The sequence below is a fragment of the Hyphomonas sp. genome (genome assembly GCF_022844445.1).
In the GTDB taxonomy this organism is placed as follows: domain Bacteria; phylum Pseudomonadota; class Alphaproteobacteria; order Caulobacterales; family Hyphomonadaceae; genus Hyphomonas.
Genome location: NZ_JALHLS010000011.1, coordinates 52,419 through 64,967, shown reverse-complemented (window position 1 = coordinate 64,967; position 12,549 = coordinate 52,419). Strand labels below are relative to the sequence as shown.

At 62.1% G+C, this 12,549-nt stretch carries 14 protein-coding genes; all 14 read right to left on the bottom strand.

Annotation, left to right across the window (positions count from 1 at the left end):
* Nucleotides 1–477 precede the first annotated feature (477 nt).
* The 14 genes from Q0C17_RS12970 to Q0C17_RS12905 all read right to left on the bottom strand — a co-directional run bounded on the left by Q0C17_RS12970 (nt 478) and on the right by Q0C17_RS12905 (nt 12,448).
* Nucleotides 478–732 (bottom strand): hypothetical protein, encoded by a 255-nt coding sequence (locus Q0C17_RS12970; RefSeq protein ID WP_291207032.1) that lies wholly within the window; start codon nt 730–732, stop codon nt 478–480.
* A gap of 125 nt (nt 733–857) precedes the next feature.
* The gene (locus Q0C17_RS12965; protein ID WP_291207030.1) at nt 858–1,415 is read right to left on the bottom strand and encodes a hypothetical protein; all 558 of its coding nucleotides are present in this window, start codon (nt 1,413–1,415) and stop codon (nt 858–860) included.
* 3 nt (nt 1,416–1,418) lie between these two features.
* Nucleotides 1,419–1,703, bottom strand: a complete 285-nt coding sequence (locus Q0C17_RS12960) for a DUF6378 domain-containing protein (RefSeq protein ID WP_291207029.1) — start codon at nt 1,701–1,703, stop codon at nt 1,419–1,421.
* Nucleotides 1,700–2,215 carry a hypothetical protein gene (locus Q0C17_RS12955; RefSeq protein ID WP_291207026.1) on the bottom strand — a complete coding sequence of 172 codons (516 nt, stop codon included), beginning with the start codon at nt 2,213–2,215 and terminating at the stop codon, nt 1,700–1,702. The genes Q0C17_RS12960 and Q0C17_RS12955 overlap by 4 nt, the downstream gene beginning before the upstream one ends.
* Before the next feature lie 347 nt (nt 2,216–2,562).
* Nucleotides 2,563–4,932 (bottom strand): AAA family ATPase, encoded by a 2,370-nt coding sequence (locus Q0C17_RS12950; protein WP_291207023.1) that lies wholly within the window; start codon nt 4,930–4,932, stop codon nt 2,563–2,565.
* Nucleotides 4,929–5,696, bottom strand: a complete 768-nt coding sequence (locus Q0C17_RS12945) for a hypothetical protein (protein ID WP_291207020.1) — start codon at nt 5,694–5,696, stop codon at nt 4,929–4,931. Before Q0C17_RS12945 ends, Q0C17_RS12950 begins: the two co-directional genes overlap by 4 nt.
* Nucleotides 5,696–5,911, bottom strand: coding sequence for a DUF6511 domain-containing protein (locus tag Q0C17_RS12940; RefSeq protein ID WP_291207015.1), 216 nt, complete (start codon nt 5,909–5,911; stop codon nt 5,696–5,698). Before Q0C17_RS12940 ends, Q0C17_RS12945 begins: the two co-directional genes overlap by 1 nt.
* Nucleotides 5,912–6,124: 213 nt before the next feature.
* Nucleotides 6,125–7,807, bottom strand: a complete 1,683-nt coding sequence (locus Q0C17_RS12935) for a DEAD/DEAH box helicase (protein ID WP_291207011.1) — start codon at nt 7,805–7,807, stop codon at nt 6,125–6,127.
* 10 nt (nt 7,808–7,817) lie between these two features.
* The gene (locus Q0C17_RS12930) at nt 7,818–8,513 is read right to left on the bottom strand and encodes a hypothetical protein (RefSeq protein ID WP_291207003.1); all 696 of its coding nucleotides are present in this window, start codon (nt 8,511–8,513) and stop codon (nt 7,818–7,820) included.
* 15 nt (nt 8,514–8,528) lie between these two features.
* A complete protein-coding gene (locus tag Q0C17_RS12925; protein WP_291206998.1) occupies nt 8,529–9,419 on the bottom strand; it encodes an ATP-binding protein in 891 nt (296 codons plus the stop codon).
* Nucleotides 9,419–9,904, bottom strand: coding sequence for a hypothetical protein (locus tag Q0C17_RS12920; protein WP_291206995.1), 486 nt, complete (start codon nt 9,902–9,904; stop codon nt 9,419–9,421). Before Q0C17_RS12920 ends, Q0C17_RS12925 begins: the two co-directional genes overlap by 1 nt.
* Before the next feature lie 11 nt (nt 9,905–9,915).
* Complete coding sequence (locus tag Q0C17_RS12915) at nt 9,916–10,125, bottom strand: helix-turn-helix domain-containing protein (RefSeq protein WP_291206992.1); 210 nt, start codon at nt 10,123–10,125, stop codon at nt 9,916–9,918.
* Between the two features lie 174 nt (nt 10,126–10,299).
* Nucleotides 10,300–11,244, bottom strand: a complete 945-nt coding sequence (locus Q0C17_RS12910; protein WP_291206989.1) for a hypothetical protein — start codon at nt 11,242–11,244, stop codon at nt 10,300–10,302.
* Nucleotides 11,222–12,448: a hypothetical protein gene (locus Q0C17_RS12905; RefSeq protein WP_291206984.1), complete on the bottom strand. Its 1,227-nt coding sequence runs from the start codon at nt 12,446–12,448 to the stop codon at nt 11,222–11,224. The genes Q0C17_RS12910 and Q0C17_RS12905 overlap by 23 nt, the downstream gene beginning before the upstream one ends.
* Between the last annotated feature and the right edge of the window lie 101 nt (nt 12,449–12,549).

Below are 12,549 nucleotides of genomic sequence, written 5' to 3'. Positions count from 1 at the left end.
CTGAGGTTTCCACCAGCACCGCGCAATCTCAAACGCAAAAAAAGCCCGGCGAAACGGGCCTGCTTTCGATTGATGCTGTCGGCGTGATGTATGAATGGCGGGGTGGAAACTGGAAACTGGGACCCCAAACTGGAACCCTGACGCTAGCGAGATGCTGCGCTGAGCCCCCCCTCTACGCTTCTCTACGCGGAAGGACCCGTGAATTCGTTTGCCTTCGCTCAGGCCCGCCGCAGCAATACGCTGCACTACGCTCGGGAATCAAAACGTCCGGAGGATCTGACTTCCGGACGCAGTGATGATCTTTCAATAACGGAACTTCTATTCGTGTTGCAGATGCATGTCAACACTGTTTTTCAAGTAAGCACACATTTTATTGGTAAGTTGGATTTCAGTTCTTCTCGCCTACCAGTTGACTCTGCTGAAAACTGCACCTGCATGATCACCTACTGCAACGATCTCGAGTCACATCTATGACGATCAGGCAGCAAGCGAGTCTTCGAAACCATCCGGCAGATCACCTTCCTTGCAGATCAGTGTTGCCTCGCCGTATTCCCCGAGGGCTGGATCTCCAGAACGCATGAAAGCGATGGCGCCGACGGCACCGCGCGCGACAGCACCGCGTGCCTGGGCAATTGCGACGTGCTTCGAAGGACATTGCACACCAGCTTCGGCAATAACCTCTCCCTCCGACTGCCTGAAAGGAACCATTACGAAAAACGTGACATTGGCCATGACGATACTCCACTCTTAGCATTCGGAACATAACAAGAACATAAAGGGCTGTCGAGTCAAAGAACTGGGGCCGGCGCGGGCCGACCCCAGAGGGTTTCATGCAAGTGGATGAAAGACTCGTCGACTTACATCCGAAACACCCGCACCAGTGCATTGAGGGCCACGCGCAGGTTTCCCAATTCCTCCTCCTTCCAGTGCATGGCCTCCTCATCGGCGCAGACAACACGGTAGATCACCAGCGTCGGCCGCCTGCCTGCGGACAGACGATGTTCACGGTCGCAGACGTCGAGCGCATCGGTCGCATCGCGGAACCGCCGCTTCAGTTTCTCGATGACCTCCAGCACGGGCTCGCTGGGCGCACTGCCGATGATCCCCTCGTTGATGAGGAGACCCGCAACTGAGCGCGGGCTTGGCGACGGCAAGCCCATCACCACGTGATGGTGGTGATAGAGTTGCGCGAAGGCGACACCGGCCTGGTACTGCGTCTCGCTGAGGAGACCTCGGAAAGCCAGGCGCCCGAGTGCTGTGCCGAGCCGCTCGTCTTGAGCCTGCTTCGCCGTGACTCCGAACTGCCTGCGGCGGGCCTCGATTACTGTCGACATGGCATCCTTCTCCAGTTCCTGCTTCGTGCGCTTACCACAGGGGTAGCGTTTGCCCGGCTTGCGTTTGCGTCCACGGACCATGGCTCACTTCCCTTCCAGTGTTGATGTTGCAACGAGTTCGCGCAGCACTGCGGCATAGCCGCAGACGTCCACAACTGAGTCCTCGTGGGTAGGGTCATGTGCGAGGCGCGCGAGCTTAAGGTCGATGAGGCAGAGGACCACCTGGGCCGGCGTCACCGGTTGGCCCAGCGTCACCGACCAACGTGCGGCAAGGGCTGCCATGGCAGTGGTCGCTGCGCCGTATTGTGCGCGACGCTCGCTGACGATGTTGGCGGCGTGCTTGAGGAACATCTCGGCTGTGCTGCTCATGCCACCCCTCCATTTGTCTCGAGGGCCCAGAGCAGGATAGCGATGGCATCGGCCTCGTTGTCGTCAGCAGGTTCGAAGCCCCGCTCGCGCACGGCGGCGATCATTGCGGCCTTGTCCGCATTTCCCTTTCCGGTGGCGAAACGTTTGATAGTTCCAACCGGCACGCCCTGATAAGCAATGCCGTGCTGCTCGCACCAAGCGGTCAGCGCGGCGAGGAAGCCGCCGTAGATGTGGGCGGCGTCGGTTCCGGCATGGCGACGCACCTCTTCGAAGTACACGGCATCGATACCGCCGGTGACGTCGAGCGTCTGGTCGAGCCATTTGCCGAAGCGCAGGTAGCGCATGCCGCCGCCTTCGAAGCGCGTGGGCCGGAACTCGGCCGTGCCATGCAGGATGCGGCAGCGGCTGTTGCGCAGAGCCCAGCCTGTCGTGCTGCCGAGGTCGAGTGCGAGGATGGATGGAATCGATGGGCTTGCCTTTGCCACGGGCGCAGGCAGAGTCGCGGGTACCATGATGGTCTCCTTCAAAAGTGATTGTCGTGGTGGAGGACGGCGGCAGCCTTGTGCTTGGCGGTACTGGCTGCCGTCCGTCTGATTGGTCTCACCTTGTTGGGGAGGTGCCCGGGCATTCGCGGGCGTCCTTGCGTATGGGATGACGGGCCAACTCTTCATGTTGGCCCTCCCATACGTAGTATGGGAGCTTTGACACCTAACTCCTCGAAGCGCTGTAACATACTGTTTTCCTTGATTATTTAGGAGTTAGGGAGGAGTTCAGGAGGAGTGAGGACCTAACTCCTCCCAATCCGCTAACTCATTGATCCGACTTGATTTCGTGAATGGGAGGAGTGAGGAGTTAGGCCTCACTCCTGAGGAGTTAGGTCATCTTCCGCCGCCTCCGGATAGACCCAGGCGGCAGGGTTTTCGACGTCGAGACAGGCCCCCGACTGGGCACATTTGAAGTGGCTCGGGCAGACGGGACGGGGCGTGTAAGTGATCTCCCCCGTCACATCATCGATGGTCTCCTGCGGCGGAAACTCCATCCCTTCCACGCAAAGATAGCCATAGCGCGAGCGCACGACGGGGTAGCCGAAGTGCGTGCCGTCCCGGAGGAATTTAACGAAGCCCTTGGTCGCGAGAACGCTGAGGCGGTCGCGGATGGTGTGCTTGCTGCCGAGCCCACCTCTGTTCTCGAAGGCTTCCGCAAGTTGCATGGTAGTGTAGAGACGGCCAGCGGCGGCCTCATCCAGCAACATGCCGAGAATGACATCGCGCTTGCGCAAGCGCTCGGCATCGAACCTGGCGCCCGCCTCTTTGCGCACGAGCCGCTCGTTCATGGGGTTGATCTCGACCCAGCGGCCGTTGGCCTTGTCGATCAGCTTGGTCGGCAGCGACGGACCATTGCGCAACTCGATCTCCAGCCTGCGCAAGCTGCTCTCCTCATCTGGTCGATGCATCAGCAGGCCCGAGGTATAGAAACCCCGCAGTGCGCTGGCGCCGGAAAGCGCCTGGAACGGATCCTCCAACACGGCCTTGCGGTTCATCTTCTTCGTGTGGTGCGCGAGAATAACACCGCAGTCAGGCGCCACGGCTTCGCGCAATCGTTCCACACGCTCGGTGAGGAAGAACATCATGGCGGAGTTATCGTTCTCGCCGCCGCCTTCCTCACCGCCGTCGAACAGATTGCGGATCGGGTCGAGGCAGATGATGTCGGGCGGTGCGTCGGGGAAGCGCGCGCGGACAGCATCGACGACCAGCGCCAAACCTTTCTCATCAAGGATCATACGCAGCTTCGGCGTCGCAAAAAGATTGTCGCGCGCCCAGGCGATCACCGCTGCGTCGAGGCGGATCTGCTGCATACGCTCACGGAGATAATGGTACTGGATCTCGGCCTGCAGATAGAAGACGCGGAGCGCCTGCGGCGGTGTGAAACCCAGGAACGGAACGCCCGCCGCCATGTGCGCCAGCATACTGATCAGGAAATCGCTCTTTCCGACCTTCGGCGCGCCACCGAGAACCAGCAGCCCGCCCGGCGTCAGGACCCGTGGTGCAATGATGTCCGGCGGCATGGGCGAGCGGTCATCAAGCAACTGCCCGAAGGAAAACACCGGAAGCGGCAGATTCTGCTGCTGTGCTTCCGCTTCATTGCGCAGCAAGGCCGGGCCGTTCTTCTTCACATGCAGCGCCCAGAGACGATCGGCTTCCTGCTGCAGGCGCTCAGGCGGCCAGGCGGGCCGCAGCATGGCGGCGTTGTACTGGCAAATGGCTTCCCAGCCCTCATTCGGGCTGATGCGACCTTCATGCACGAGACGAATGAAGTGGCCGATTGCAGCACTGGCGCCTTCAAAGCGCGTCCAACCGCCAGCGCCGCCCTCATGCACCGGGGTGGTGAGGATAGCGTCGAGAGACGGCTTTGTGTGGCCGTCGGCAGCAGGTTCGGCTCCCATGCCCGGAATGAACGGCATGGCCGTCACACGCTCAGCGAACTCCGCGAGGTCTACTTCGACAGCGTTATGCTCGCGGATCTGCACAAGCCGCTGGAAACCGCCTTTGTGATAGACGGAGCCGGCAACGCGGATCGGCTGGTGGGCCGAGCGGAAGTGGGGGTCGCCGCCCACCTTGATGGCAATGTCACCGCGCAAGCGGCAGAGCGTTGCCAGATCATCACCCTCCACAGCCTCGGTCAGCTTCCACCACACATGCAGTTTGGTGGCACCCTCTGGTGAGCGGCCGCCGCTTTCCACGACAAGCGTTGGTGTACCGAGATGCCTCACAAGGTGCGTCAGCTTCGCGAGGATGTCACCGGCGTCGAGGTCGACGACCACAGCCTGCATTTGCAGAACGTCAGCGGCACGGGCCTGGCCCTGCTCTGCAACGGTGCCGGGGATCACATAAAGTGCAGCACCCTCGCGCCACGCCCAGGTGGCGAAAGTCTTCAGCTTGTCCAAGGCCGAAGCGTCAGCCTCGATCCAGATGTTGTTGGGCTTGCCATCACGTCCCTGCCCCTTGTCGCCAAAGCCGCGGACTGGAATGAGGCCTTCGCAATAGCCGAAGACCACATCCAGAAACGTCGCCAGCTGATCAGCATCGGGTTCGACGCCGAACGGATCTTCCTGCAATGGCGCGTCATTGAAGTCGCGCCACGGGTTGAAGTGGACGACTTCACCCCTGGGCTTGTCTTCGCCTTGTGCCTTGTCACCTTCCACGGGCGTTTCATCATGATGATCGCTCATTGCGGCAGACTCCAGCAGCGATTCGCCCAGGCGCACATGCGGCACTCGAAGTGGTCACGCTCCCGCGCAAGCCGCGGCAGAAGCTCGCCAGCGTCAGTGGTGCGCAGGATGCGTACAGCGCGATCGCTCATGCGCTGGGCAAGCTCGGCATCGAACGGTACAAGCTCGTGGTACAGCTCGGCCGTATCCTTGTTGATGGCAGTGAATAGCGCCGGGTTGGACGCGAGGCCCGGGATGCTCGCCTCCATGTAGGCCTGGTAGAGTGCGATCTGTGCGGCGTATACGGGCTTGCTGATGGCAACCCCGTCCTTGACGCAGGCACGCCAGTTCTTCGCGTTCATCGTCTTGCATTCCCACAGCGCGGGAACGCCAAGCTTCAGAGCTACAGGTGCTGCATTGATGATGCCGTCGACATGACCGCGAATGCGGCCGCCTGCGACGGAGAAGCCGAACTGCTCGCCATCCGGGTCATTGCCCTTGCGGGTGTAGAGATCGAGGCCTGTGGCATGAAGCCAGCGGATGGCGAGGTCCTCGAGCGCATGCCCGATGGCGAAGATGCGCAGCGTCTGGCCCGCGAACTCGGCGCCCTCGTCCTTCGGCGCTCCGGCAAACTCGAACTGCAGGGCGCGCTCGCAGGCGTGACCGACGCGGGAACCACCGAGATAGTCGCGCGCCGGACGGTTAGAATTCTCGGTAATGAGCGCGGTGTCGACGGCACCATTCAGAATTTCCGCGAAACTGCTTGTGCGATTATAATCCAGCATCAGAACGGCACCTCCGGAACCTGCTGTTTGTTGGCGGTGGCGATCTCGCGCATCGCATCCTGGAAGCCACTCACGGCGACCTCGATGATCGTGAGAACCTGTGGCTCTGTGAGATCGCTGAGCCGGGTGTTCCAGCCGATCTCCTCCATAACCTCCACCACCATTTTCACGGCTTGCCGCATGGCTGACTTTTCCTGCTCGGTAAGATCAACCATGGCGAAAGATCTCCGGGCCCGCTGCCAGAAGAAAGCCTGACAGGTGATGGAGCAGAACCACATTGAAGGCCGCGGCCGGCTCAAACGCTGCGGCTCTGACCAGCCAAAACCACGCGCCGGCTGCCGACACACCGCGCAGAGCTCGAAGCGTGGCTGCCAGCGGACAAGCCGTTCGATGGTAGAGGTGGGTGATGGCGACATGTAACTCCTCCATCACGCCGCCACCGCGAACTGGGCCTTCTCGGCACCGAAGACCAGGTTGCGGATGCGCTCCCGGTTGAAGCGGAACGTCAGAAGGGCCGAGGCGCGGTAGCGGGTTAGGCTGAAGTCCATCCGGCATTCGGGTGGCAGCCAGGCGAGCTGCCGCTCGGTCGCTGGCTGGCGCAGCCAGGCCTTCGTCTTGTGTGCCGACTCATCCGATTCATTGTTGTTGAGCCAGTCATCGGCCGCCGCGAGGCAGACCATCTCTTCACCAACCCCCAGCAGCCGTGCTGGTTTGCCCTGAGTGCCGCCAATGCCATACCAGCGGCCGTTCAGGAAAAAGACACCCGCCCAGGCCGTGAAGCCGTTGGCGACGAGTGCAGCACCATCGCCATGGAGATCGACCCATTCGAAGCTCGAGCGGGCGAGCAGATCGATCTCGGTCATGACGAAGTGGCCAAGTGTATCGGAGCCTCGGTCTTCGCATTCGCGCTCCCAGACATGGCCGCAGAGCGGGCATTCCATGACGGCGGCCGGAACCTGTGCTTCGCAGGAGGGACAGGTCTTGGTGGGAGCGTCGCCCGTCACTTCGCGACCATCGAGATCGACGTCCTGCTCGAGTGAGCCGTGTATGAGGCTTGATGTCCCGAAGTCGAGGATGATGCAGTCGGTCTTGACGACGCTGGGATATTCTTCCGGATTTACAGTGCGCAAGCCCCGGCCCACCATCTGGATCATGGTGGATTTGTAGGACGAGGGCCGCAGAAGCACGACGCACGAGGTCGGCGGGTGGTCCCAGCCCTCGGTCAACACCGCCACATTGGTGATGACCTGGATCTCGCCCCTGTCGTAAGCGGCAAGGGTTGCCTTGCGATCCGCATCGCCCATATCGCCGTGGACGAGTGACGCCGAAACACCCTCCGCATTGAAGGCTGCGGCAACATTGCGGGCATGATCAACCGTCGAGCAGAAGACCACCGTCTGCCGGTTTCCAGCCTTCTCCTTCCAATTCGAGATCACTGCATCCGTGACCGGTGACTTGTTCATGATGGCATCGACAGCGCCCATGTCGAAGTCGGAGGCGACGCGGCGCACCTTCTTCAGCTCATCCTGCACACCGACGTCGATGACGAAGGTGCGCGGCATGACGAGATGACCGGAAGCGATCAGCTCCGCGATGCGGATCTGGTCGGCGACATTGTTGAAGACATCGCGCAGACCCTTTTTGTCACCGCGGTTGGGCGTTGCCGTGACGCCGAAAATCCTGGCCGACGGATTGCGCTGCAGCGTGCGATCGATGATGCGGCGGTAACTCTCAGCGATGGCATGATGCGCTTCGTCGATCACCAGCAGATCGAGTACGGGCATAGCGTCGAGATTGGCCGCACGCGACAGGGTCGGCGCCATCGCGAAGGTGACCTGGCCATCCCATGACTTCGTGTTGGCATCCAGGACCGAGGTGGAGATCGCTGGATTGAGGCGCGCGAACTTCGTCTGGTTCTGGTCGGTCAGTTCATCACGGTGCGCAAGGACACACGCTTTCGCATTGGTGTCCCGGACCAGTTCGCCTGCAACAGCCGAGAGCATGATCGTCTTGCCGGCTGCCGTCGGAGCGACGCCCAGTGTATTTCGGTGGGTGTCGAGCGCAGCAAGACTGCGCTCGACGAAGAGTTTCTGGCGGGGGCGAAGCATCATGACGATGGCCTCACTTCGCCCAAGTGGGACGAACCCCGGCAACGGGCGCCGGAGCAGCCTGCTGAGGGGCTGGGGGCGCATAGGCTGCTTGCTGGGCCTGGGCTGGCGCATAAGCAGGCTGCTGGGGTGGAGCATTATAGGAAGACTGTGGCGCGGCATAAGCGGGTGCCGGAGCCGGGGCTGCTGCGTAGGCCATAGGCGCCACAACGCCTCCCATCACAGCGGCATATTCCTTGTGGTCGCGCGTCACAGCCTGGCGGATGTCGTTCTTCTCCTCGCCGTTGCTGTCCTTGCCGATGTCGATGCGGGCCACAAACTCGATCCCGTCGAGATCGGCGAAGCCCGAGATGCGCCGGGCATTCTGCGCCTCAGGCGAGTTGTCCTTGTCGGACAGACCCCGCGCCGAATTGAGGATGCCGCGCACCAGGCTGCGCCCCATGTTGGCCCAGCCGGGACCAGTGGCACTGTAAAGGCCGATCATCGACCAGACCTTGCGCTTCGCATAAGGACCCTCGAGCACCGTGTATTCGGCGTCGAGATAGACAGACCCCGTGGTGCCACGGCGTGCGTAGCCGCCAGTCCATCCCTGAGACGGATCATCGAAGCCGCCAGGGCGGATGGTAAGCCGCACCTTGGCGATCGTGCCCTTGGGGATGAGGTTGGCGTTCTGCTTGGCGTCGTTGAAATCAGACCATGCGGTCGTCATGGAAATTCTCCTGGTTCAGTTCTTGGCTTGAGGGTGAGAGGTGGCAGCGTCCGGAGCGACGGGCGCCGGGCGGCTGAAGATCAGGCGTTCGAGGGGAGAGCGGCCGGGCTCGCCGATCTTGGCAATGAGGCGGCCGAGATGGGCTTCCTCGACGAGGTCGAGGCGGCCGCTGCGATCCTTGGCGGGGTAGTTCCAGGGATTGAGCGTCTGGCAGACGAAGACACGGTGGAGGACGGTCTTTTCGCCTCTGGTCTCGCCCAGTTCCGTCATCGTCAGGACTTCATCGACGATGCCCGGAAGCTCGAGGCCTGTCTTCGCGCCGTCGATCTGCGGCACGTAGATCTTGCGGTTGAAGTCATCGAGCTTCTCATCGAGGATGCCGACGAAGAACACGTCCTTCGCACGCGTATGCTGAAGGTGCGTGATCCAGCCGATCATCTCGCGGCCGTGCAGGCCGTAGGCGCCGCGCACATCGGGTTTGCCGGTCTTCTCGGAGAAGGCCTCGGGCTGTTCCTTCGACCACTGGAAACAGAGCCGGCCAGCAACCGTGATCGAATCGACGAAGACGGTCGCATATTTGTCGAGGGCGCGCGGATCGCCGAACCTGGCACAGGCGTCATTGTAGTGACGCTGGCTGTAGGGCCGACCATCCGGGATCGCAGGGTTGGCGCCGCCGATGAACACCGCGAAGTCGCGGCATTCCTCCCATGTGCGCGGGCGGATGGTGTCACCGCTCCAGCCCTCGATGGCGAGATCACCCGCCTCGAGGTCGAAGAACAGCGTCGTGTCCGGCGGCAGCGTCCACAGCAGCGTCGTCTTGCCGATGCCGCTCTTGCCGAAGATCGCCGCCTTGATGCCACGGCGCTCGGCGAGACGCTGATCGGCGAGAATGATGGGAAGAGACATCAGATGCCCTCCTTCTCGACAACGAGCTGGAAGGATTCCTTTCCCGCGCGGACGGTGCGCGCCGGCTCGAAGATCCTGGCGATGTGCTTCGGCCAGGAGGTGTACTTGCTCTCCGAGACCCTGAGGCTCACCTCGACATAGTCGCGAGGATCTTCACCTTCGGCATTGATGCGCTCGACGAGGGTCGACAGTTCATGCTGGTCCCAGTCGACCTTCTTCGGCAGATCTGCCACGACAGTGACGTCGCCATCAGTGAAGCGGGCCACGCCGAAGTCCTTGTCGGCCTCGGCACGGGCAATCTTGGCGCGCTCGGCGTACTTCTGGATCAGCGCGCCGTCGAGCCAGGCGACGGTGAGCTTGGCCTTGCGCAGGGCATCTTCTGCGTCCTTCTGGAGGCGGCCAAGCTCTGCGGCAGGCAACGCGACGATCTCGGCCATGGACAGGCGAACGAGCGCGTCGATGGTGATGCGGTTGAGGATGGTCATGGCAGCCGACCTCACGCCGATGCCGCGTGGGAGGTTGCCGATTCCGCGCCGTGCGTCTGCTCGGCTTCGAAAGCCTCGACGTCCTCAAGGCGATAGACGATGCGGCCGATGAGGCGGATGAACCTGGGGCCCTCGCCCGTGGTGCGCCAGCGCTCAAGTGTGCGGTGCGAGATGTTCCAGCGAGCGGCGAGCTCGATCTGGGAAAGGTGTCTTGTCGCCATCTGATTCTCCTGCGGGGTTGTGCGAAAGATTGCGGAGAGGAGAATCGCAGAGGGCTGGTAGGGCAGAGGAAGGCGGGTGGTAGGGGAAATGGTAGGGGGCGAAGAAAGTCGGCCCCGAAAAGCAGAAAGGCCGCCCTACCGGACGGCCTCTCGTTCGATCTTCAGAAAGCTGGCTCACGGCTCGATCCAGATGTTTCCTTCGGATTGCCTGATGAACTTCTTGTAGCTGGGCTTGCCGCTGAAGGCTTTGGCCACACTGTTGGTGTCCTCTTTGAAACCGGCCTCCGACAGAACGTCGATGGTACGCCGCACAGGCTTCCCCGCCCAATAGGCATCGAAGAGCAACTGCAAAAACTGGCGCTGCTTATCGCCGCCAAATTCCAACCTTTCACCGCGCAGCCAGACCACACCGCAATTCTCGGAGTGGTCGATCGGCTCGCGACGCTGCACCTGACCGGGGAACACCCTGGCGTTGAGCATCTCCGGCGAGATGGCAAGACTCCCCGAGTCAGCGAAAACATCGGACACGGCAACAATCGCATCCCGCCTGTTCGGTGAAGCGGGGATACGCTCGCCGCAGGTCGAGGTGAGAATGATTCTCATCCCCACTGGCGGGCGCCGCTCCATAAAGCCGGAGACCTTCTGCCAGACCTCCGGATTACCGAGGCACCGCGCGAACCAGACAGGCACGGGCTTCTCCGACCCCGCCAGCCTGATCACACCGAGATCGAGGAGGTGCCCCCCGACCAGCATCTTTGGCGGCGGCGATCCCGCGCGGTCGAACTGCACCAGCATGCCGGCGATGACACGCGGGAATTCGACTTGATAGGCGGCAATGTCGCGAACATCGGCCTCGATCCAGCGGCCGGTGTTATCCCGGTATCCGTAGGCGCGGTGCTCGGGCGACCATTCCGCTGCGACCGGATCGTCCTCATAGTCATCCATCATCACGATGATGGGGATGACGCCGTCCTCGGAGAGCAGCCCTGCATCGATCAGACTGTCGGCGGCGCGCTGGCCCATCAGCCTGAGCACCGCCCCCTGCGCCCTGGCCGTATGCATGTCCATCACGCGCAGCAGAACCCCGATGGACTGATTATTCAGCGTGGTGGCGAGCATCGGCTTCCTCCCTCAGGATATTCCAGCGGCGGAGGTACTTTTCGCCGATCAGCCGTTCCTGCGGAGTCATGTCCTTGAGATCGCAGCCATGCGGCATGGTCACGGTGAGGGTGAGCGACTTGCCGCGCCCGCTTCCTGCTGCCGGACGGAAGCGCACTGTGATCACCGCCCGCGTGATCGCCCAGTCCGGCTGTTCGCCATAAAACTCCGACGGGAACGCCGAAGCCGCTGCTCCATCCGCGCCGAGGCCCAGGCGATGCCGCGCCATGTCCCAGATCGTACGGCGGGCATCCCTCGGAGACTGCAGCTCGATCCTTTCCCCGGGCTCACCGGAATCCATCAGGCGCAGCTCCCTCACCGTGACGCTTTCGATGCCATCCTCGGGGTCAGTCGGGAAATTGAAGGGCTTGAGGAGGACGCTCAGGTCGTATTCACGCAGGGGCACGTACTTTTCCTCGAAGTCGATGCCCAGCAGGTGCTTCGCCATGAGGCGCGTCAGATCGATGCGGTCCTTGCGGCTGCCGGCGACCACTTCGACAACGCCTGTGGCAGGCTCGTAGGTCATGGCCGCCTCGAACACCGGCCGGACGACACGGCGCGCAATCCTGCTGCGTTCGTCGAAGCCCAGCACGTCCTCGGCCGCGCCCTCGCGATAGATGGCCACCTGAACGAGGTCGCACTCGAGATCGTCCAGAAGCACGCGGTGACGGTCGAAGATATCGACATGGGCGTGGGGAGTGTCGAAGCGCTCGCGGATGGCTGCGGTGAAGGCGGCGACGGAGATCTCGTCCTTGCGGACAGAACAGTCCTTCTCGACCTCGAAGCCGCTCCACGAACGCCCGCGCCGGCGCTCGTCATTATAGAGCACCTCCTCGGCCATGCAGAAACGCGGATAGTCCCGGAGGAAGACCCAGAGCGAACGGTTGTTGAAGCCCTCCAACTCATCGAAATCGGCGCGGTCGCGGACCACGCTCCTCAGGGCGGTCTGGCCTGGCTCGGTGGCGAGCGCCCCCACGCGGGCGGCATCGAGGACGACACGCTGGCGTTCGGGGTCGCTCATGGAGTCCACCGCCTCGATCAGAGGTTCGATCACCTCTGGCTCCGGCTTGCTCCAGTCGATTGGCGGAAGCGACGGGAACTGGGTAAAGTAGTCATGCAGGCGATTCACAGGGGTCTTGCGGAAGAAGGCGGCAATCGAAGTCATTGAAAAACCTCATGATGTGAAAGGGAGAAAGCACGAAAATCATGCGCATCGATACGCATATGTTCGATGTATACCGAACGCGACGCTTTGTCTACTTGTGG